This window comes from Lysobacter sp. KACC 24251, assembly GCF_057747755.1.
Window position 1 is genome coordinate 378,220 of sequence record NZ_CM173222.1, and the last position, 19,345, is coordinate 397,564.

Here is a 19,345-nt window from a genome sequence, read left to right on the forward strand (position 1 = left end):
TATAGCGTGAAACACGCCAGGGTGTCGGCGGGGCCGTAATTGTTGCGGCGCGGCATGGTTCAGGCGCGCGCCTGCCGCACACTCGGCACCATGCCCGCACCATCCTTGGCCGTACGGCCATCCGAAACCGAACTCCTCACCGCCCCCGCATTGCGCCGCGCCCTGATTGCCGGGGCCCGGCGGGTCATTGCCGACCGCGACCAGCTCAACCGCATCAATGTGTTCCCGGTGGCCGATGGCGACACCGGCAACAACCTGGCGCAGACACTGGGCAGCCTGCTCAACGGCGCGCTGCGGCGTCGCAGCCGCCATGTGGGCGAGTTGCTGCAGCGCATCGGCAACGATGCGATCGACGGCGCCCGTGGCAACTCCGGGGCGATCCTCGCGCAGTTCTTCTTCGGCGCCGCTGAACAGGCACGCGGGTGGGCGGCGATGGACGGGGCGGGGTTGGCCTCGGCGGCCCGTCGCGGCGCCGACAGCGCCCGTGCCGCGCTCGCGCATCCGGTGGAAGGCACCATCCTCAGCGTGATCGCCGCCTTCGCCGAAGCGCTGGAGGATGCGGTACGCCGCGACGCGCAGTTGGCCCCGCGCCGCGGATTCGCGGCCGCGTTGGCCCGCGCGCGCCAGGCCCTGGCCGACACGCCTCGGCAGATGGCGGCACTGCAGAAGGCCGGCGTAGTGGATGCTGGTGCCAAGGGCTTTGTCGACCTGCTCGAAGGCATGTCCGATTACCTGGAAGGCGGCCCCCGCGCCGCGCGCGCGCTGACCGAAGCCGCGCATGACGAGGCACATGCCGGCTGCGGCGACGCGCATCCCGCGCACGATGCGGTGGATCCCGCGCGCCGCTGGTGCGGCGAGTGCCTGGTGCTCGGTACGGCCATCGACCGCGTCGCGTTGCGCGACGCGCTTGAAGCGATCGGCGCGGATTCACTTGTGCTGGCCGGCGGCGCCGCGCGCATGCGGGTGCACGCGCACGTGGGACGTCCGCAGGCGCTGTTCGATGCCTGCGCGGCCTTCGGCCAGGTCGAGGCGATGAAGGCCGACGACATGCTGCGGCAGCAACACAGCAGCGACACCGCCCGACGCGTGGCGGTGATCACGGACAGCGCCGCGGACCTGCCCGAGGCGCTGGCCGAGCGCTACGACATCTACCTGGTGCCGGTGCGGGTCAGCGTCGATGGCCGCGACTACCTCGACAAGGTCGGACTGGCCACCGCCGACTTCTACCGGCGCATGGCCGAAGCGCGCGATGTGCCGCGCACCAGCCAGCCACCGCCGGGTGACTTCCGGCGACCGTTCGAGTTCCTGCTGGCGCATCACGAGGCGGTGCTGTACGTGGGCCTCTCGCGCGCGGTCTCGGGCACGCTGCAGTCGGCCGAGCAGGCGGCCACGCGCGTGGGCGAAGGCCGGGTGCACGTGCTGGACAGCGTCAACGCCGCCGGGGGGCAGGGCCTGCTGGCCTGGCGCGCGGCGGAGCTCGCCGCGGCGGGGGGCGCGGTGGCCGACATCGTCGCCGAGCTGGAGCGCCTGCGTCCCCTGACTCTGACCTGGGCGATGGCGCGCGACATCCGCCATGCGGTGCGCGGCGGCCGCATCCCGGCGTGGGCCGAACCCGTGGTGCGCCTCACCGGCTTGACCCCCGTGGCGCGATTCCGCGACGACGGCCGGTTGAAGGTGGCCGGCGGCCTGCTGGCCCGCCAGCGCGCGCCGGAAGCCTTCGCGCGGTACGTGGCCCGGCGCCTGCCGACAGGAACCCGCTGGCGCGCCATTGTCGGTCACTGCGACGCGGCCGACGATGGCGCGCGCCTGCTGCAGGCCCTGCGCGATCGCGCGGACGTGGTCGAGGCGCACCTGGTGGAAACCGGCCCGGCGATCGGCGCGCACGCCGGTCGCGGAGCGCTGGTGGTGTCGGTGCAGCCGGCGCCCTGACCGGATTCGGGGGCGCGCTCCCGCATAATCCACCCATGTCCTTCGCCGAACTGTTTCCGTCGCCGGCCACGTCGGCCCTCGTCGTGCTCACGGCCTACCTGCTGGGTTCGCTGTCCGGCAGCCTGCTGCTGGGGCGGCTGCGCGGCGTCGACATCCGCACCCAGGGCAGCGGCAACGCCGGCGGCACCAACGCCTTCCGTACCCAGGGCGCGAAGTTCGCGCTGGGCGTGGTCCTGGTCGACATCGGCAAGGGCGCGCTGGCGGCCTGGCTGGGCATGCGCTTCGCGCCGGTGGCGGTGCCCTTGGCCGTGCCGACCCACGGCTACCTGGCGGCGTTCGCCGCTGTCCTGGGCCATGTGTGGCCGGCGTGGCACGGGTTCCGCGGCGGCAAGGGCGCGGCCACGCTGGTGGGTGCGCTTGCTGTGTTGTGGCCGTGGGCGTTGGCCGCCATCGTGCCGAGCTGGCTGCTGGTTGTGATCCTCACCGGCTACGTCGGCCTCGCCACCGTGTTGGCGGTGCTGGTGCTGCCGCTGCTGGCCTGGTGGGGCGGGGCGGAAGCGCCGCGCCTGGCGTTCGCCGTCGCAGCCGCCGCGCTGCTCGTGTTCACCCACCGCGCCAACCTGCAGCGGCTGGCGGCCGGTACCGAGTCGCGGTTCGCGCAGGCGAGGCTGCTGCACCGCCTGCGCCGGGGCGGCTGATGGACGACCGCGTGCTGCTGGAGCAACTCATCGCCGGTCCCGCGACGGGCGATGCGCTGGCGCGCCACGCCGGGTTGACCCGCGCGGCGGTGTGGAAGCGGATCGAGGCGCTGCGCGAGGCTGGCGTGCCGATCGAGGCCAAGCCCGGCCGCGGTTACGTGCTGGCCGCGCCGATGCAATTGCTTGCCGCCGACGCCATCGAAGGGGACCTGTCGCCCGCCACGCGTGCACGCCTGGCCGCGCTGGAGGTGGCGTGGTCGGTGGATTCGACCAATACGCGCCTGCTCGCGTGCGACGTGCCAGACGAAGGCCTCGCCCTGGCCCTGCTGGCTGAGCGCCAGACCGGCGGTCGTGGCCGCCGCGGGCGGTTGTGGGCCTCGCCCCTGGGCGCACATGTCTACCTGTCGCTGGCGCGCGGATTCGCCGGAGGCCTGGGGCGGTTGGGCGGACTGAGCCTGGTTGCCGGCATCGCCACCGCCGAGGCCCTGCACGCGATGGGCGCCCGCACGGTGCGGCTGAAATGGCCCAACGATCTCGTCGTCGTCACTGACGATGGGTTGCGCAAGCTGGGCGGGCTGCTGGTCGAGGGCGGCGGCGAGCATGCCGGCCCCGCGCGTGCCGTGATTGGCCTTGGCATCAACGTGCGCATGCCCGGCGCGCAGGCCGCGCTGATCGACCAGCCGTGGTGCGACCTCGCCACGTTGCTGGGCCCGGTGGACCGCAATGCCGTCGCCGCCACCGTCCTGGACCGCCTGGTCCCCGCGCTGGACCAGTTTGACGCCGAAGGCCTGGCGCCTTTCCTGTCGCGCTATGCCGCGCTCGACGCGCTGGCGGGGCAGCCGGTGACTTTGATCGCCCCCAGCGGCACCCGGGAGGCCGTCGCGCTCGGCTTGGCCGATGACGGCGCGTTGCGCGTGCGCCTGTCCGATGGGCAGGAAACACGCGTGCTTTCCGGTGAAGTGAGCGTGCGCCGCGTGGCGCCGCGATGAGGACGCAAGCATGAGCGTGTGGCTGTTCGACCTCGGCAATACCCGGCTCAAGTGTGCCCCGCTGCTGGCCGACGGCCGCCTCGGGCCGGTGCGGGCCGTGCCCCATGCCGATGCGGCCTTCGAGGCCCGGTTGGTCCAGGTGTTGCCGCCTCGGTTCGACGTGGCCCATCTGGCCAGCGTGGCGCCGTCCGCACTGACCGTGCGTGTGCTGCAGGTGCTGGGCCGGCACTGCACGCGGATCTCGCTGGCGCGCACGCAACGCGCCCTTGCGGGTGTGCGCATCGCCTACTCCGAGCCGCGGCGACTGGGCGTGGACCGTTTCCTTGGATTGCTGGCCACGCACGCCGAAGGCCAAGGCGCGGCCTTGCTGGTGGGCGTGGGCACGGCCATCACCATCGACCTGATCGATGCCGCGGGCACGCACCTCGGCGGCCGCATCGCGCCATCGCCCACGCTCATGCGCGAGGCCTTGCACGGTCGCGCCCCGCACCTGCCGTTGCAGGGCGGGCATTACACCGCCTTCGCCTGCGACACCGGCGATGCGCTCGCGTCGGGCTGCGAAGGCGCGGCCATCGCGCTGGTGGAGCAGAGCCTGCGCGAGGCCACCGCGTCCCTGGGCCACACACCGCAGCTGCGCGTGCATGGCGGCGGCGCGGCGGCGTTGCTGCCCCACTGGCCGCAGGCGCGGCCTGCGCCCGACTTGGTGCTGCACGGGCTGGCGGTGTGGGCGCGGAGCGAGACGGCCGTCGACGCCTGAAGCACCCCCGCCGCATACAATCGCCGCATGCTGATCCGTGCCCTCATCGTCCTCCTGCTGGTGCTGAACCTGGGCGTCGCGGCGTGGTGGTTCTGGTCCGCACCAGCTTCGCCCGAGAGCACGGTGGACCTGCCGCCCCACGTGGCGCCCCTGCAACTGGTACGCGAACGCGATGACGCTGCGGCGACCGCACCGCGCGTGACGCTGCGGACCGGGTCGGGGAATGTCCCGCCGCCGATGTCGGGAACGGAGGTCCCGGCTACGGCGCCGGTGCCCGGAACGACTACCGCGGGTAACAACGCGGCCGCCACTTCCGCCGCGTCGGCCATGGCAGTCGTCGAGACGCCGGCTTCCCCGGGTGAAACGCCCCGCTGTTACAGCTACGGTCCGTTCGACAGCGAGGACAGCCTCGTCGCCGCCCAGGCGACGCTCAAACCACTGACCGAGGCACTGCTCGTGCGCCGGATGCCGCTGCTCGCGGGCCGCGGCTGGCGCGTCTACCTGCCGCCTCTGGCGACGGCCGAAGAAGCCACCGCCACCGCGGGACGAATCTCGGCCGCCGGCTTCCGTGACTACTTCATCGTGCGCGAAGGCGCGGAGGCCAATTCGGTGGCGCTGGGCCGATTCGGCAGTGAGACCGCTGCGCGCCGCCACGCCGATGCGCTCAACGCCGCCGGGTTTGCCGCGCGAGCCGAGCCGCTGGGGACCGGGACCGGTTCGGCGTGGGTCGACGTGCGTGGCGGGGCCCGCTTCGATGCCGCCGCCGCGCGTGCGCAGATCGGCGCCGGCCAGATGCGGCCGACCGATTGCGCGGCGCTGCGCTGAAGCTTTGGCGCGCCGGTCGGGTAAACTGTACGGCCAGATGCCGGCATAGCTCAGTTGGTAGAGCAACCGCCTTGTAAGCGGTAGGTCGTCCGTTCAAATCGGACTGTCGGCACCATCGAATGGAATCCCCGCCCGGGAGCCCCGCCGGGGTCGCCGCGCGGACCTGCCGGAGCCGTTGCCGCATGAGCCGACGTTACCCACCCGTGTCCCTGATCGGCGCGCCCACCGACGTGGGTGCCGGCCACCGCGGTGCCCGCCTGGGACCTGAAGCATTGCGCATCGCTGGGCTGGGGGAGGCCCTCGTGGCCCGGGGCGTGGACGTGGCCGACCGTGGCAACCTCGACGGCCCCCGCAACCCGTGGCAGAAGCCGGTGGAAGGCTACCGCCACCTGGCCGAAGTGGTGGAGTGGAACCGCCTGGTGATGGAGGCCGTGCTCGCCGAGCTGCGGCAGGACCGTCTGCCGATCATGCTCGGCGGCGACCACTGCCTCGGCCTGGGCTCGATCACCGCTGTCGCGCGCCATTGCCGCGAGACCGGCAAGCAGCTGCGCGTGTTGTGGCTGGACGCCCACGCCGACTTCAACACCAGCCAGGTCACGCCCTCCGGCAACATCCACGGCATGCCGGTCGCGTGCCTGTGCGGGATGGGCCCGCGCGAACTCACCCATCTGGGCGGCGACGCCCCGGCCATCACCCCCGACGTGGTCCGGCAGATCGGCATCCGCTCGGTGGACGAAGGCGAGAAGCGCCTGGTCAAGGAATACGGCCTCGACGTCTACGACATGCGCTACATCGACGAAGTCGGCATGAAGCGGGCGATGGAGGAAGCGCTGGAAGGCGTGGACGAGAACACCCACCTGCACGTCAGCTTCGACGTCGACTTCCTCGACCCGAGCATCGCGCCTGGCGTGGGCACCACCGTGCCCGGCGGCCCCAATTACCGCGAGGCGCAGCTGGTGATGGAGATGATCGCCGACACCGGGCGCATGGCCTCGCTGGACATCGTCGAGCTCAACCCGATCATCGACAAGCGCAACCGCACCGGCAAGCTGGCGGTGGACCTGGTCGAAAGCCTGTTCGGCAAGTCGACCCTGATGCGCGACTGAGCGCAGACGGCGCCGTATCCCGGCCCGACCCGCGTCGCAATCCGTGCGGGCCGGCTGCAAGGAGTGCGGCGCCGGTCCCGCCCGCGCGCGAGGCGCTGTGATAGCTTGCTGGCCCACATCCCGCTTGCCAGATCCACCCGGAGAGCCCAATGAAGCGTTCCACCCTCCTGCTGCTGATTGCCCTGCTTGCGACCACCGGCCTCACCGCCTGCAACACCGTCAAGGGCTTCGGCCAGGATCTGCAGAAGGTGGGCGAGAACATGGAAGAGAAGGCCGACAAGTAAGGTCTTCCAGCAGCCGCGTGATCCTGCGAAGGGCCGGAGCGATCCGGCCCTTCGGCGTTTGTGGCCACCGCTGGAGCGGTGCCCCGAGCGTGTCGCGGGCGCTTGGGCCGGGCTTTGCGTGCACAGTCCGCTATCCCAGCGTGAACGGGCCCTGATCGCCGCCGGGGATTCCATACATGGGTTTCACATCCCGGCGCGTTAGATGCGGACACGGGCGGTGATGTGACCTCCCCAGCGCGTGGCGCGACCCACCCCATGATCCAAGGAGATGACCCATGAAGCGTATTTTTTCCCTGATGCTGCTGGCCGCGTTCTCGACCGGCGTGCTCACCGCCTGCAACACCATGGAAGGCGTGGGCGAGGACGTGCAGAAGGTTGGCGAGAAGGTCGAAGACAAGGCCGGCGATTGCAAGGACGGCAAGTGCTGATCACGCGCTGATCGCCTTTGCGGCGTATGTGCATGCGGAAGGGCCGGCTTGTCCGGCCCTTCTTCTTGCGAATCCCGCGCTCATCCGACTGAATGCGCGGCCCTTCACCGCATGCGAAGTTCCACGTAACGCAATGGCTACGGGATGCGAATGCACGGCTTGCGATGCTGTGTCTGCGGCACCAAGCGGCCGCACCCCTCCCCAGTAGAACGAGGAACGAGGCAATGGCAATGAACAAGGACATCATCGCAGGCAAGTGGACGCAGCTGAAAGGTCAGGCCCAGGCCAAGTGGGGCGATCTCACTGACGACGTATTCGATGTTCGCGAGGGAAACGCCGAATATCTCGCCGGCAAGTTGCAGGAACAGTACGGCTGGGATAAAGACCGCGCGCAACGCGAAGTCCGTGACTTCGAGAAGTCACTGCATTGATCGCTACGGCCGGTTCGATCGGTGTTGCGAAATGGCGACATCGGTGACTGGTCACCTTCAGTAACTCACGGGTCGGCAATGCCGACCCGTGTGCTGTGCGGGGAGCGAATAACTGGTTAAAGCGTGACGGTGCTCAACGCGGGTACGGCGGGTCGGCGACGAAGCCGTCTGGAAACGCGCGTGGCGCATGGGGGGCATGCCAATGGCGATCCCGTGGCAGGATGCCGCGCGCAACGAGACTGGCGCGATCGTCGTAGCGCAGTTCCACAACCTGCTGCGGATGACGCGTGGCGCGTACGAAATCAGTACGGGAGACCGGTGACCATTCGCGCTCGCCGTGACCGGTACCGATGCCTTGCGGCATGGCCTCGGCACTGGCCGCGTCTGCTTGGGCGGCTGCTGGCGGCGCCGCCTTCGATGCCTCGCGCGCCACCGGGGCGGACGGGTACAACGGCCGGGGCAGCGCCATCGGCCGGGCTTCGGCAAACACCGCGATACCAATCACGCCGACGTTGTCAGGCCGTCCAGTGCGCGCGGCGTAGCTGTCGGGCAGGTCGGTGAACACGAACTGGGCCACGTCATCGAGCGACTTGCGCCAGCCATTGACTTCGGTGCTTTGCCACGGGCCCAGGACGTAGCCGGCCTGCGACGGGTGCGCGGTCTGGCCGGTCACCGCGTTGACTCCGTCCACCGACAGCACCACCAGCACGCGCTCGCTGCTGGTGTTGTTCAGCCGCACGCTGTATCGGTGGCCGGGCGTACCGGCGATCCAATCCTGGCCACGGTGGCGCATCGGGGCGAGCCAGTCGCCCTCGTCGCGGTCGATCACGCTGATCTCGACCCGTGGCCGGGCCGACACAGGTAGGGCGCAGGCGGCGAACAAGGCCGCGGCCAGCAACAGGGTGGGGCGCAACATGGGCGTATCTCCACTTGGGGTGCTCCATGGAACGCATGACCGCGCCCGACGGGGTTGGCCGGCGCCGGGTAAAATGCGGTTCCGCTCCCCTCACGGTTGCCCTTCGATGTCCCGTACCCGCGTCCTCACCGGCATCACCACCTCCGGCACCCCGCACCTTGGCAACTATGCCGGTGCGATCCGTCCCGCCGTGGCCGCCAGCCGTGCCGCCGACGTGGAGAGCTTCTACTTCCTCGCCGACTACCACGCGCTGATCAAGGTGCAGGACCCGGCGCGCGTGCAGCGCTCCACGCTGGAGATCGCCGCCACGTGGCTGGCGTGCGGGCTCCAGCCGGACAAGGTGTGGTTCTACCGGCAGAGCGACATCCCCGAGACCACCGAGCTGATGTGGCTGCTGACCTGCGTGGCCGGCAAGGGCATCCTCAACCGCGCGCACGCCTACAAGGCGGCCGTGGACAAGAACCGCGAAGCGGGCGAGGACGATGACGCGGCAGTGACCGCGGGATTGTTCATGTACCCGGTGCTGATGGCCGCCGACATCCTGCTGTTCAACGCGCGCAAGGTGCCGGTGGGCCGTGACCAGATCCAGCACATCGAGATGGCGCGCGACTTCGGCCAGCGCTTCAACCACCTGTATGGCGAGGCCGGCGGGCGTGAGTACTTCGTGCTGCCCGAGGCGCACATCGAGGAGCAGGTGGCCACGCTGCCCGGCCTGGACGGTCGCAAGATGAGCAAGAGCTACGACAACACAATCCCACTGTTCGCCCCGCGCGAGCAGCTGCGAAAGCTCATCGCCGGCATCGTCACCGACTCGCGCGCACCCGGCGAGGCCAAGGAGGCCGAGGGCTCCCATGTGTTCCAGCTGTACCAGGCGTTCTCGACCGAGGCCGAGGCGGCGGCGATGCGCCAGGCATTTGCCGATGGCATTGGCTGGGGCGATGCCAAGCAGGCGCTGTTCGAGCGCATCGACGCCGAGATCGCACCGCAGCGCGAGAAGTATGAGGCGCTGATGGCGCGCCCGGCCGACATCGAGGACATCCTGCGCGATGGCGCGCGCCGCCTGCGCGCGCAGTACGCCACGCCGCTGATGGCCGAGTTGCGCGAGGCAGTGGGCCTGCGCAACCTCGCTGCCGTGCCGGTGGTCGTGGCCACCGCGGCCGAGAAGACCACGTTGCCGGTCATCAAGCAGTACCGCGAAAGTGATGGCCGCTTCTACTTCAAGCTGGCCGATGGCGATCGCGTGCTGCTGCAGAGCATCGGCTTCGCCTCGCCGCGTGAGGCCGGGCAGCTGGTTGGCGCGATGAAGGACGGCACGCTTTCGGTGTCGGCGCTGGGTGCGCAGGCGACGCTGGGTGAAGGCGTGGCCGTGGCGGAAGCACAGGCTGCGTTGGACGCAATCGTGCAGGCCGCCAAGGACAAGGAAGAAGCAGCCAAGGCATGACGCGGTTCGTGGAGGCAGGCATGGGTGCGACGCACGGCATCTTCACCATCGACACGGGGTTCCAGCGACCTCGTTTCGACGCGGCCTTCCTGGTGGTGGAGCAGGGTCGTGCAGCGTTCATCGATTGCGGCACCAACCACAGCGTCCCGGCGATGCTGGCGGCGTTGGCGGAGCAGGGCCTCGGCCCGGAAGCGGTGGACTGGTTGATCCTCACCCACGTGCACCTCGACCACGCGGGTGGCGCCGGCCTGCTCATGCAGCACCTGCCCAACGCAACGCTGGTGGTGCACCCGCGCGGGGCGCCGCACATGATCGATCCCTCACGCCTGGTCGCCGGCGCCACCGCCGTGTATGGCGAGGCGGAAATCGCGCGCAGTTACGGCGCCATCCAAGCGGTGCCGGCTGACCGGGTGCGCGAAGCCGATGACGGCACGGTCATCGAACTCGCCGGTCGGCCGCTGCTGTGCGTGGACACGCCCGGCCACGCCCGCCACCACTTCTGCGTGTGGGATGCGCGCAGCCGCAGCTGGTTCACCGGCGACACCTTTGGCCTGTCGTACCGCGAGTTGGATGTCGAGGATCGGCCATTCGTCATCCCCACCACGTCGCCGGTGCAGTTCGAGCCCGAGCCGCTCAAAGGCTCGATCCGCACGCTGCTCGCGCGCGGCCCGGAGGCGATGCATCTCACCCACTACGGCCGCGTCGGCGACGTGGCACGCCTGGGCGCGGACTTGCTGGAGCAGGTCGATGCGATGGTGGCGCTCGCCTGGCAGGCCCACGCGGGCGCGCACGACGATGTCGGCCGCCAGGTGCTGCTGGTGGATGGGTTAACCCGCTATTACGTGACGCGCGCCCGGGCGCATGGCGTGGCCGATGCGAACGCGGTGGTGCCTGAAGTTCTGGGCATGGACATCGAACTCAACGCCCAGGGCCTGGGCGTGTGGCTGGCCAGACAGGAGCCCGCGCCGATTGCCACCCCCGGCTGAGCGGCGCAGACTCGTGCATGCCGCCTGCTGGGCGGCAGGCGCGGCCCGCGGATGCGGTGCCGCCAACCACCCAACGCGGGCACTGGACAGGTGACACCGCGCGAACGAGAGGGCGCCGTCATGCCCAAGTACGTCATCGAGCGTTCCATCCCCGGCGCGGGAAAACTGACTGCCGCCGAACTGCAGGGCATCGCCCAGAAGTCCTGCGGCGTGCTGGACACCATGGGACCGCACATCCAGTGGCAGGAGTCGTACGTGACCGACGACAAGGTCTACTGCGTCTACATCGCCGAAAACGAGGATGCGTTGCGCCGCCATGGCGAGATGGGCGGTTTTCCGGTGGATCGGGTGTCGGAGGTGCACGGGATCATCGATCCCACCACCGCCGAACTGCACTGACGGCCGCGCTCAGGGCCAGACGTTGGGTGGTTCGCGCCGGCTGTCCTCGCGCATTGGCACCACACAGAAACGCTGGCCCGTCGGCGCTTCCATCACCCACCAGCGCTCGCGGACGAAGGCGATCTTCTTCGCGCCCAGCGCTTCCAGCCGCGTGGCCTCGGCGTTGACGTCGTCGGCCTCGATGTCCAGGTGCACGCGCGAGGGGTGCTCGACCTTCTGCACCTCCACGTGCAGGCCGCCGGGCGCGTCGCCGAATTCGGCATAGCGGCCGATACCACCCGAATCCGGGTCGGCCACGTGCAATCCAAGGGCCTGGCTCCAGAACGTGGCCGCGGTGTCGAGGTCGTCGGTCTGGCAGTCGATGATGAAGCCGGCCAGGCGGCTGCGGTGGGCCATGCGGGTGTCCTCAGGGGCGCGGGCGCGCCATCGCCTGCGAACCGCGCAGGATCATGCGCACCATCTGTGTGAGTTGCTCAACCAGCTCCGCGTCGCGCTCCCGCGGCAGGTCCATTGCGGCCGTGCCGATGGCGAACACCAGCCGGGTGATCGCCTTGGCCACCAGCGCCGGCTCGTGCAGAGGCAGGTTGTCGGCGGCGGCGAGGCGCACCAGGTCGGCGCGCAACTCTTCTTCGAAGAACACCAGCTGCCGGTCGACGGCGTGCTTGAACGCGTCCGACCCGACCGAGCCTTCGCGCAGCAGCACATGCAGAAGTTTGTCGTCGGCGCGGACCTGTTCCATGAAGGCGCCCACCGAGCTGCGCACGACGCTGCGCCCACTGGTCGCACGGCGGCGCGCCTTGCCCACGATCTCGCGCAGCGACTGGCCGGCCAGGTCGATCAGCGCCACCGCCAGCTCGTCCACGTCGCGGAAGTGGCGGTAGAAGCTGTTGGGCGCGATGCCGGCCTCGCGCGCGACCTCTCGCAGGCTCAGGGAGGACACGCTGCGGTGGGGCCCGATCAGCCGCAGTGCGGCCGCGGTCAGGTCCTCACGCGAGATCGTGGACTTGCGCCCGGTATGAAAGTCGGTGGCGACGTCGGAGGGAAGGGTCACGGGATGGGCCGGCAGGCGTGAAGCCCCATCATAGCTAAATGGTTAATGTACACGTGTATATACGGGTGTGCGTTCGCGTGTATAGTGGCCGACCATGAGTGCCGTGCTTCCGTCCCCGCCGCCTGCCAGGCCGCTGCCGCTCCGTCCAGGCTGGTTTGCGCGCCTCGCGCAGACCTTGGTGTCGCCCGCCTTCCTCGAGTTCTGGGGGACGCACTTCAACCCGGCCTGGTCGCTGCACCGGCCGCGGGCGCGCATCGTCGCCCGCCGGCAGGAGTCGCACGATGCGGTGACCCTGCTGCTGGCGCCCAACCGGCATTGGCGGGGGTTCCAACCCGGCCAGCACCTGAGCCTGGGCGCCGAGGTTGACGGCAGCTGGACCACCCGCAGCTACAGCCTGTCCGACGTGCCCCGCGCCGACGGTCGGCTCGCGGTAACCGTGCGCCACGTGCCAGATGGCCGCCTGAGTACCCACCTGTGCCACCACGCCCGGGTGGGCGACGTGGTGGAACTGGGTCCGGCATTCGGCGAGATGACGCTGCCGGCGTCGCCGACCAGCCGCCGGCTGTTCCTGGCCGCTGGCAGTGGCATCTCCCCGCTGATGGCGATGGTCCGCGCGCTGGCGGCGCAGGGCATGCCGGCGCCGCTCAGCCTGGTCTACGCCGCACGGACCCGCGCCGACCTGTGTTTTGTCGAGGAGCTGCGCGCGCTGGCGTCCACCCACCCGGCGTTCAACGTGCACTTCGCGCTGAGCCGAGAAGCGGCTTGCGCCCGCGATGAGTCCAGCGGCCGCGTCGACGCGGACCTGCTGGCCAACCGCGTGCCGGGCCTGGCGCAGTGCGAGGTCTTTGCCTGCGGCCCCGGTGGTTTCGTCGCCCACGCGCGCGAATTGCTCGCCGGCCAGGTGCGCTCGTTCCAGTCCGAGGCATTCACGCCGCCCCCGCGGGTGGTGGAGGAGGGCGGCTACGTGCAACTGACGCTGGCCGCCAGCGGCCGCACGCTGACGGTGCCGCGCGGCGTGCCCCTGCTGGACGCGCTCGAAGCCGAGGGCCTCAAGCCCGCGCACGGCTGCCGCATGGGCATCTGCAACACCTGTACCTGCACCAAGCTCAGCGGCACCACCCGCGACCTGCACACCGGCGACGCGATTGCCGAACCCGTTTCCGCGCTGAAGCTGTGCGTGCACAGCGCCGCCACCGACCTCGTCATCCAGCTTTGAGCCTCCCCGCCATGTCCCGCACCATCCCTAACCGACCCTTGGGCGCCGCCGAACTGGAGCGTTTTGGCGCCGAGCTCGACGCGCTGCGCACGCGCATCCTCGCTTCGGTGGGCCAACGCGACGCCCGCTATATCCGCCGCGTGGTGAAGGCGGTCCGCTACACCGGCCTGGGCGGTCGTGGCCTGCTTTTCCTCGGCGCGGTCGCGCTGGCCATGGGCAGCACGCCGCTGATGTGGACCGCGTGGACTGGCGGCGTACTGCTGCTGGCGTTGTCCAAGATCCTCGAGAACATGGAGCTGGGCCACAACGTGATGCACGGCCAGTACGACTGGATGCGCGACCCGCACCTGGATGGCCGCACCTACGAGTGGGACATCGCCGGCACCAGCGACAACTGGCGCAAGTCGCACAACTTCCGCCACCACACCTACACGAACGTGCGCGGCCTGGACGACGACATCGGCTACGGCATGCTGCGCATCTTCCCCGAGCAGCGTTGGCGGCCGACGTACCTGTTGCAGCCGCTGGCGGCCCTGGCGCTGGCGCTGATGTTCCAGTGGGGCGTGGCAGTGCAGGAACTCAAGTTGGGCCGCTGGCTGTTCGGGCGTACCACCACGCGCGCGATGTGGCGCCAGTTCCGCCCCGTAGCGCGCAAGTGGGTGCGTCAGCTGGGCAAGGACTACGTGCTGTTCCCGGCGCTGGCCGGGCCGTTCTTCCTGCCGGTGATGCTGGGCAACCTGGTGGCCAACGGCCTGCGCAACCTGTGGACGTTCACCGTGATCTTCTGTGGCCACTTCACCGCCAACGTCGAGACCTTCCCGCGCGACGTGGTGAAGGGGGAATCGCGCGGGCACTGGTACCTGCGCCAACTGCGTGGCTCGTCCAACCTCAGTGGCGGGCGCTGGCTTCACGTGCTGACCGGCAACCTGAGCCACCAGATCGAACACCACTTCTACCCCGACGTGCCAGCCAACCGCTATGCGGAGATGGCGGTGGAAGTGCGGCGCATCTGCGCGCGCTATGGCCAGCACTACAACACCGGCTCGATGGCCAGCCAGTTCGGCCAGGTGGTGTGGCGCATCCTGCGCCATGCATTGCCCAGCCGGCCGCGGGCGGCGATGCAGCAGCCCGCGACGGTGCCGACGGCCTGAGCGCCGCCGGCGCGCGACCGCTTACTGCGGCAGCGCCATGTCGTCCAGCAGCGCCTTGAGGAACCGCGCGGCCTCGCCGCCGGTGCAGGCGCGGTGGTCGAAGGTCAGCGAGATCGGCATGCGGCGATGTACTTCGATGCCGCCGATTACCGCGACCACGTCATGCGACAGCTTCCCTGCGCCGATGATCGCCACGCACGGCGGCACCACCACCGGCGTGGCGTAGCGCCCGGCGAACATGCCGAAGTTGGACAGCGAGATGGTGTAGCCCGACAGCTCGCTGGCCGGCAGGCTGCGCGACTCAACCTGCGCGCGCAGGCGGTTGATGCCCTCGCGGATGCCGCGCGCATCGAGCATGTCGGCATTGCGCAGCGCCGGCACGAACAGACCATCGTCAGTGTCCACCGCCACGCCGATATCGACGTTGGGGTGCATGGTGCGGGTCAGGTTGTCGCCGTCGAACCAGGCGTTGAGCGCGGGCACGGTCTTGCACGCGGTGACGATGCCGCGCACCAGGCGCGCGGTGATGTCCTGCTTGCCTAGCCAGGCGTGCAGGTCGGCGTCATCGCACAGGGTGGTGGGCACCACCTTGGCGTGGGCGTCGGCCATCACGCGCGCCATGTTGCGGCGCACCCCCTTGAGCTGTTCCGGCTGTCCGCTGGCGGCCACGCCCGGCGGCTGGGTGCGCATCGGCTTGCCGGACTGCGAGAGGGTGCTGCGGACGGTGTCCCGCGCCATGTCGCTGCGCGTGTCCGGCGGAAGTTCGCGGTGGGCGGGTGCGCGTTCCGGCACCTCGCCCACGGCAGGACGAGCGCCCGGCTTGGCGCTGCCATCGGCGGCGGCACGCTTGACGTCATCCATGGTCACCACGCCATCGGCGCCGGTGGCGCGCACGCGGGCAATGTCCACGCCCAGCTTGCGCGCCGTCGCGCGCACCGCCGGCATGGCCTTGACCCCGCCGACCGCTACCGCCTGCTCGCTGCGCACCGCATCGGAGCTCTGCATCGCGCCGACCACGGTGCCTGCGTCCTCGCGCTTGGCCGGTGCCGCTGCTCCTGCGCTGATCGCGCCGCCCTCGTCGGAGGCGACCACCTTGTCGCCATCGCTGGGGGCGTGGCTGCCCACGCCGTGGCTTGGGCCATGGTGGTGGCCCGTGTCCTGGCCCTCGGCGCGCTGCGGCATGGACGGGTCGATCTCGAATTCGGCCAGCATCGTGCCGGTGACGATCACGTCACCCGCGCCGCCGGACAGTCGCACCACCTTGCCCGACACCGGCGACGGCACATCGACCACCGCCTTGGCCGTTTCCATCGACACCAGGTTGTCGTCAAGTCGGATGACATCGCCTTCCTTCACGTACCACTCGACGATGGTGGCGTCGGGCAGGCCCTCGCCAAGGTCGGGGAGCAGGAACGTCTTCTTCTCACTCATGCTGGATCCTCGTGGGACGCCGTGGGCGTCCGCGGTGTGTTCGGGGTGGGGCGCGCGCTGCAAGGCCTCGCGCACGCCGCTGTCGAGACGGCTCAGCCGGCGGCCAAGGTGCGCTTGGCCGCGGTCACGATCCGCTCCACGCTGGGCAGGTACTTCATTTCCAGGCGGAACAGCGGGATGTGGGTGTCGTAGCCGGTGACGCGCTCGACCGGTGCGAGCAGGTCGTACATCGACTCCTCGGCCAGGCGAGCGGCGATCTCGGCGCCGAAGCCGGCGGTCTTGGGCGCTTCGTGCACGATCACGCAGCGGCCCGTGCGGCTCACTGACTCGGCGATGGTGTCGAAGTCCAGCGGGCGCAGCGTCGCCACGTCGATGACCTCGGCGCTGATGCCTTCGGCGGCCAGTTTGTCGGCGGCCTCGAGGCACTCCTTGACCTGGGCGCCCCAGGTGACGAGGGTGACGTCGGTGCCGTCGCGAAGCACGTAACACACGTCCAGCGGCAGCGCCTCGCCATCGTCGGGCACCACTTCCTTGTACTGGCGGTAGATGCGCTTGGGCTCGAAATAGATCACCGGGTCCGGGTCGCGAATCGCGGCCAGCAGCAGGCCGTACGCGCGCTGCGGCGAAGACGGCATGACCACGCGCAGGCCCGGCACGTTGGTGAAGATCGCCTCGTTGGCCTCGCTGTGGTGCTCCGGCGCGCGGATGCCGCCGCCCCACGGCACGCGCAGCACCATCGGGCAGGTGAGGCGGCCGCGGGTACGGTAGCGCAGGCGCGCCGCGTGGCAGACGATATGGTCGACCATCGGGTACATGAAACCGTCGAACTGCGCCTCGGCCACCGGGCGCATGCCCTGGCTGGCCAGGCCGACGGTCAGGCCGGCGATGGTGGTTTCGTCCAATGGCGTGTCGAGCACGCGGCTGCTGCCGAACTGCGCGTGCAGCCCGGCGGTGGCGCGGAACACGCCGCCATTGACGCCCACGTCCTCGCCGAGCACGAGCACGCGATCATCGTTGCGCATCTCGTAGGCGAGCGCCTGGGTGATCGCCTCGATCAGGGTGATGGCGGCAGGGGTGCTGGCGTTGGAGTCGATCTTGGTCATGGTCTCGGCCTTGTTCACGCGCGGCCCTCCAGGGCGAGCGCGGCCGCGCGCTGCTTGCGCACGTCCTCGGGCATGTCGGCGTACAGGAAGTCGAACATCGCCTCCACCGGTTGCACCGGGGTGTTGAGGTAGGCGTTGATCTCCTCGTCCACCTTGACCCCGCATTCGGCGATCCACGCCGTTTCCTCGGCCTCGCTCCACGCACCCTTGGCGGTGAGGTAGGTGCGCAGGCGGGTCATCGGGTCGCGCGTCCAGGCGTCCTTGACCTCTTGCTCGTCACGGTAGCGGCGCGCGTCGTCGGCGGTGGTGTGGTCGTGCAGGCGGTAGGTCATGAACTCGATGACGCTGCCGCCTTCGCCGCTGCGCGCCCGCTCGCTGGCGCGGCGCATGCCTTCCAGCACGGCTATCATGTCGTTGCCGTCCACCTGCAGGCAGTGCAGGCCACCGGCCAGGCCCTTCTGCGCCAGCGTGGTGGCGCCGGTCTGCGCCGAGCGCGGTACCGAGATGGCCCAGCCGTTGTTGACCACGCACAGCACCAGCGGCAGCGAGTACGCGCCGGCGGAGTTCACCGCGGCGTAGAAGTCGGTCTTGGACGATCCGCCGTCACCGCACACCGCCACGGCCATGTTCTTCTCGCCGCGCAGCTTGAACTTCAGCGCGGCACCCGCCGAGTACAGCATCTGGGTGGAGATCGGCACGCACCACGGGTAGTCGTGCTTCGGCCCCGAGAAATCGTTGCCGCGTTCATCGCCACCCCAGTACAGCAGCACCTCGCGCGGCTTCACCCCGCGCATGAACTGCGCGCCGTATTCACGGTAGCTCGGGGCGAAGGTGTCGTCGGGCTGCATCGAGGCGCCGATGCCCACATGCGTCGCCTCGTGGCCAAGGCAGGCCGCGTAGGTGCCGAGCTTGCCCGTGCGCTGCAGGGCGATGGCCTTGGTGTCGAAGGTGCGCACGAACAGCATCTGCTTGAACAGCGGCAGCAGCACTTTCGGGTCGGCGAGGTCGGCGGGTGGCTCTGCGACGAGGGTGCCATCGGGCCCCAGGTACTGCAGGTACTCGATCTCGTAACGCGCGGCGATCGTCATCGCGGGGATTTCCTCGGCTGGATCAGCAGTTGATCAATCCGCCCATGATAGGCGGCCGGGCCGAAAGTCCCGTTGCGCGCTGCGGCATGACAAACGGGAAAAGGCACGTCATGCCAGGGGTGCGCACAGCTGGCGCGGCTCCATACGCCGTGGAAGGGTGGCGTGGACGGAATGGACGTGCAGCCCGCGCCGCCGTGCTGCGTTACCCTGTCGCGCTACATCGAGGCAGTACAGATGACCGTCGACAAGAACCAACGCGAGCTGGAAACCGGCATCCACACCGACCTGTCAGGGCGGATGACCTACGGGGGCTACCTGCACCTTGAGCGCCTGCTGTCGGCGCAGGCACCGCTGTCCAGCCCGCCGCACCACGACGAAATGCTTTTCATCATCCAGCACCAGACCTCCGAGCTGTGGATGAAGCTGATGATCCACGAGCTGCACGCGGCTGTTGCCCATCTGGGCCGCGACGAGGTCTGGCAGACGCGAAAGGTGCTGGCGCGCTGCAAGCAGGTCCTGCGCCAGCTGACCGAGCAGTGGTCGGTGCTGGAGACCCTCACGCCTTCCGAATACATGGGCTTCCGCGCCATCCTCGGGCCTTCTTCGGGTTTCCAGTCGCTGCAGTACCGCACCATAGAATTCCTGATGGGCAACAAGAACGCGGACATGCTCAAGGTGTTCGCACATGACGCGGGGCTCCAGACCGGACTGGCCGAGGTGCTCAACGCACCCAGCCTGTACGAGCACTTCCTGCAGTACCTGTCCCGGTTCGGCCATGCCATTCCCGCGCACCACCTGCAGCGCGACTGGAGCCAGCCACACGTGTCGGACCCGGCGCTGCGCCCGGTGTTCGAACGCATCTACGAGGACACCGACACCTATTGGCGCGAGTACGCGCTGTGCGAGGACCTGGTGGACCTGGAGAGCCAGTTCCAGCTGTGGCGCTTCCGGCACATGCGCACCGTGATGCGGATCATCGGCTTCAAGCGCGGCACCGGCGGGTCCAGCGGTGTGGGTTTCCTCAAGCAGGCCTTGGAGCTGACCTTCTTCCCGGAGCTGTTCGAGGTGCGGACCTCGATCGGGCCGGGGCAGGGATACGGCCAAGCGCCGGACTGA

General features: G+C 69.7%; 21 protein-coding genes and 1 tRNA gene. 16 read left to right on the forward strand and 6 right to left on the reverse strand.

Features of this window, described 5'->3' with window-relative positions; all coding sequences use genetic code 11:
• Window positions 1-90 precede the first annotated feature (90 nt).
• The 10 genes from AC3ARF_RS01725 (at window position 91) to AC3ARF_RS01770 (ending at window position 7,447) form a co-directional block, all read left to right on the forward strand.
• Window positions 91-1,929 (forward strand): DegV family protein, encoded by a 1,839-nt coding sequence (locus AC3ARF_RS01725; RefSeq protein WP_498929724.1) that lies wholly within the window; start codon window positions 91-93, stop codon window positions 1,927-1,929.
• 35 nt (window positions 1,930-1,964) lie between these two features.
• Complete coding sequence (plsY, locus tag AC3ARF_RS01730) at window positions 1,965-2,627, forward strand: glycerol-3-phosphate 1-O-acyltransferase PlsY (protein WP_498929726.1); 663 nt, start codon at window positions 1,965-1,967, stop codon at window positions 2,625-2,627.
• Window positions 2,627-3,616 (forward strand): bifunctional biotin--[acetyl-CoA-carboxylase] ligase/biotin operon repressor BirA, encoded by a 990-nt coding sequence (gene birA, locus AC3ARF_RS01735; RefSeq protein ID WP_498929728.1) that lies wholly within the window; start codon window positions 2,627-2,629, stop codon window positions 3,614-3,616. Before plsY ends, birA begins: the two co-directional genes overlap by 1 nt.
• A 10-nt stretch (window positions 3,617-3,626) precedes the next feature.
• Window positions 3,627-4,373, forward strand: a complete 747-nt coding sequence (locus tag AC3ARF_RS01740) for a type III pantothenate kinase (RefSeq protein ID WP_498929730.1) — start codon at window positions 3,627-3,629, stop codon at window positions 4,371-4,373.
• A gap of 27 nt (window positions 4,374-4,400) precedes the next feature.
• Entirely contained in the window at window positions 4,401-5,198 is a 798-nt protein-coding gene (locus tag AC3ARF_RS01745) for an SPOR domain-containing protein (RefSeq protein WP_498929732.1), read from the forward strand.
• A 39-nt stretch (window positions 5,199-5,237) separates the two neighbouring features.
• Window positions 5,238-5,313: transfer RNA gene (locus AC3ARF_RS01750), tRNA-Thr, on the forward strand.
• A gap of 67 nt (window positions 5,314-5,380) precedes the next feature.
• Complete coding sequence (gene rocF / locus AC3ARF_RS01755) at window positions 5,381-6,304, forward strand: arginase (protein ID WP_498929734.1); 924 nt, start codon at window positions 5,381-5,383, stop codon at window positions 6,302-6,304.
• Window positions 6,305-6,453: 149 nt separating this feature from the next.
• On the forward strand, window positions 6,454-6,588 hold the full coding sequence (locus AC3ARF_RS01760) for an entericidin A/B family lipoprotein (protein ID WP_498929736.1): 135 nt from the start codon (window positions 6,454-6,456) through the stop codon (window positions 6,586-6,588).
• A gap of 275 nt (window positions 6,589-6,863) precedes the next feature.
• Window positions 6,864-7,016, forward strand: a complete 153-nt coding sequence (locus tag AC3ARF_RS01765; RefSeq protein WP_498929739.1) for an entericidin A/B family lipoprotein — start codon at window positions 6,864-6,866, stop codon at window positions 7,014-7,016.
• A 230-nt stretch (window positions 7,017-7,246) separates the two neighbouring features.
• Complete coding sequence (locus tag AC3ARF_RS01770; RefSeq protein WP_498929741.1) at window positions 7,247-7,447, forward strand: CsbD family protein; 201 nt, start codon at window positions 7,247-7,249, stop codon at window positions 7,445-7,447.
• Window positions 7,448-7,580: 133 nt separating this feature from the next.
• Here the strand turns inward: AC3ARF_RS01770 and AC3ARF_RS01775 are convergent, their stop codons facing one another.
• Entirely contained in the window at window positions 7,581-8,363 is a 783-nt protein-coding gene (locus tag AC3ARF_RS01775; protein ID WP_498929743.1) for a hypothetical protein, read from the reverse strand.
• A gap of 106 nt (window positions 8,364-8,469) precedes the next feature.
• On the opposite strand from AC3ARF_RS01775, the gene AC3ARF_RS01780 reads away from it, so the two are divergent.
• The 3 genes from AC3ARF_RS01780 (at window position 8,470) to AC3ARF_RS01790 (ending at window position 11,189) form a co-directional block, all read left to right on the forward strand.
• On the forward strand, window positions 8,470-9,804 hold the full coding sequence (locus AC3ARF_RS01780) for a tryptophan--tRNA ligase (protein ID WP_498929745.1): 1,335 nt from the start codon (window positions 8,470-8,472) through the stop codon (window positions 9,802-9,804).
• A gap of 20 nt (window positions 9,805-9,824) precedes the next feature.
• Complete coding sequence (locus AC3ARF_RS01785) at window positions 9,825-10,790, forward strand: MBL fold metallo-hydrolase (protein ID WP_498931944.1); 966 nt, start codon at window positions 9,825-9,827, stop codon at window positions 10,788-10,790.
• Window positions 10,791-10,910: 120 nt separating this feature from the next.
• Window positions 10,911-11,189 (forward strand): DUF4242 domain-containing protein, encoded by a 279-nt coding sequence (locus AC3ARF_RS01790; RefSeq protein WP_498929747.1) that lies wholly within the window; start codon window positions 10,911-10,913, stop codon window positions 11,187-11,189.
• A 9-nt stretch (window positions 11,190-11,198) separates the two neighbouring features.
• On the opposite strand, the gene AC3ARF_RS01795 is transcribed toward AC3ARF_RS01790, so the two are convergent.
• Together AC3ARF_RS01795 and fabR are read right to left on the reverse strand one after the other, a co-directional pair.
• On the reverse strand, window positions 11,199-11,585 hold the full coding sequence (locus AC3ARF_RS01795) for a VOC family protein (protein ID WP_498929749.1): 387 nt from the start codon (window positions 11,583-11,585) through the stop codon (window positions 11,199-11,201).
• 10 nt (window positions 11,586-11,595) lie between these two features.
• On the reverse strand, window positions 11,596-12,240 hold the full coding sequence (fabR, locus tag AC3ARF_RS01800; protein ID WP_498929751.1) for an HTH-type transcriptional repressor FabR: 645 nt from the start codon (window positions 12,238-12,240) through the stop codon (window positions 11,596-11,598).
• A gap of 94 nt (window positions 12,241-12,334) precedes the next feature.
• Between fabR and AC3ARF_RS01805 the strand changes: the two genes are divergently transcribed.
• Both AC3ARF_RS01805 and AC3ARF_RS01810 read left to right on the forward strand, forming a co-directional pair.
• Window positions 12,335-13,456 carry a ferredoxin reductase gene (locus AC3ARF_RS01805; RefSeq protein ID WP_498929752.1) on the forward strand — a complete coding sequence of 374 codons (1,122 nt, stop codon included), beginning with the start codon at window positions 12,335-12,337 and terminating at the stop codon, window positions 13,454-13,456.
• Between the two features lie 11 nt (window positions 13,457-13,467).
• Window positions 13,468-14,607, forward strand: a complete 1,140-nt coding sequence (locus AC3ARF_RS01810; RefSeq protein ID WP_498929754.1) for a fatty acid desaturase family protein — start codon at window positions 13,468-13,470, stop codon at window positions 14,605-14,607.
• Between the two features lie 21 nt (window positions 14,608-14,628).
• Here AC3ARF_RS01810 and AC3ARF_RS01815 read toward each other — a convergent pair whose 3' ends face one another.
• From AC3ARF_RS01815 to pdhA, 3 genes are all read right to left on the reverse strand, one after another.
• Window positions 14,629-16,038 (reverse strand): dihydrolipoamide acetyltransferase family protein, encoded by a 1,410-nt coding sequence (locus AC3ARF_RS01815; protein ID WP_498929756.1) that lies wholly within the window; start codon window positions 16,036-16,038, stop codon window positions 14,629-14,631.
• 92 nt (window positions 16,039-16,130) lie between these two features.
• Entirely contained in the window at window positions 16,131-17,141 is a 1,011-nt protein-coding gene (locus AC3ARF_RS01820) for an alpha-ketoacid dehydrogenase subunit beta (protein ID WP_498931946.1), read from the reverse strand.
• A 14-nt stretch (window positions 17,142-17,155) separates the two neighbouring features.
• Window positions 17,156-18,229, reverse strand: coding sequence for a pyruvate dehydrogenase (acetyl-transferring) E1 component subunit alpha (gene pdhA / locus AC3ARF_RS01825; RefSeq protein ID WP_498929758.1), 1,074 nt, complete (start codon window positions 18,227-18,229; stop codon window positions 17,156-17,158).
• A gap of 234 nt (window positions 18,230-18,463) precedes the next feature.
• On the opposite strand from pdhA, the gene AC3ARF_RS01830 reads away from it, so the two are divergent.
• A complete protein-coding gene (locus tag AC3ARF_RS01830) occupies window positions 18,464-19,345 on the forward strand; it encodes a tryptophan 2,3-dioxygenase (protein ID WP_498931948.1) in 882 nt (293 codons plus the stop codon).

Bases quoted from the DNA above. Each gene is read 5' to 3' on its own strand.
- birA (WP_498929728.1), top strand. From the start codon at position 2,627: ATGGACGACCGCGTGCTGCTGGAGCAACTCATCGCCGGTCCCGCGACG.
- AC3ARF_RS01725 (WP_498929724.1), top strand. From the start codon at position 91: ATGCCCGCACCATCCTTGGCCGTACGGCCATCCGAAACCGAACTCCTC.
- AC3ARF_RS01785 (WP_498931944.1), top strand. From the start codon at position 9,825: ATGGGTGCGACGCACGGCATCTTCACCATCGACACGGGGTTCCAGCGA.
- AC3ARF_RS01820 (WP_498931946.1), bottom strand. From the start codon at position 17,141: ATGACCAAGATCGACTCCAACGCCAGCACCCCTGCCGCCATCACCCTG.
- AC3ARF_RS01780 (WP_498929745.1), top strand. From the start codon at position 8,470: ATGTCCCGTACCCGCGTCCTCACCGGCATCACCACCTCCGGCACCCCG.
- AC3ARF_RS01765 (WP_498929739.1), top strand. From the start codon at position 6,864: ATGAAGCGTATTTTTTCCCTGATGCTGCTGGCCGCGTTCTCGACCGGC.
- AC3ARF_RS01775 (WP_498929743.1), bottom strand. From the start codon at position 8,363: ATGTTGCGCCCCACCCTGTTGCTGGCCGCGGCCTTGTTCGCCGCCTGC.
- AC3ARF_RS01745 (WP_498929732.1), top strand. From the start codon at position 4,401: ATGCTGATCCGTGCCCTCATCGTCCTCCTGCTGGTGCTGAACCTGGGC.
- AC3ARF_RS01805 (WP_498929752.1), top strand. From the start codon at position 12,335: ATGAGTGCCGTGCTTCCGTCCCCGCCGCCTGCCAGGCCGCTGCCGCTC.
- pdhA (WP_498929758.1), bottom strand. From the start codon at position 18,229: ATGACGATCGCCGCGCGTTACGAGATCGAGTACCTGCAGTACCTGGGG.
- plsY (WP_498929726.1), top strand. From the start codon at position 1,965: ATGTCCTTCGCCGAACTGTTTCCGTCGCCGGCCACGTCGGCCCTCGTC.
- AC3ARF_RS01830 (WP_498931948.1), top strand. From the start codon at position 18,464: ATGACCGTCGACAAGAACCAACGCGAGCTGGAAACCGGCATCCACACC.
- AC3ARF_RS01760 (WP_498929736.1), top strand. From the start codon at position 6,454: ATGAAGCGTTCCACCCTCCTGCTGCTGATTGCCCTGCTTGCGACCACC.
- AC3ARF_RS01770 (WP_498929741.1), top strand. From the start codon at position 7,247: ATGAACAAGGACATCATCGCAGGCAAGTGGACGCAGCTGAAAGGTCAG.
- AC3ARF_RS01790 (WP_498929747.1), top strand. From the start codon at position 10,911: ATGCCCAAGTACGTCATCGAGCGTTCCATCCCCGGCGCGGGAAAACTG.
- rocF (WP_498929734.1), top strand. From the start codon at position 5,381: ATGAGCCGACGTTACCCACCCGTGTCCCTGATCGGCGCGCCCACCGAC.
- AC3ARF_RS01740 (WP_498929730.1), top strand. From the start codon at position 3,627: ATGAGCGTGTGGCTGTTCGACCTCGGCAATACCCGGCTCAAGTGTGCC.
- AC3ARF_RS01815 (WP_498929756.1), bottom strand. From the start codon at position 16,038: ATGAGTGAGAAGAAGACGTTCCTGCTCCCCGACCTTGGCGAGGGCCTG.
- AC3ARF_RS01795 (WP_498929749.1), bottom strand. From the start codon at position 11,585: ATGGCCCACCGCAGCCGCCTGGCCGGCTTCATCATCGACTGCCAGACC.
- AC3ARF_RS01810 (WP_498929754.1), top strand. From the start codon at position 13,468: ATGTCCCGCACCATCCCTAACCGACCCTTGGGCGCCGCCGAACTGGAG.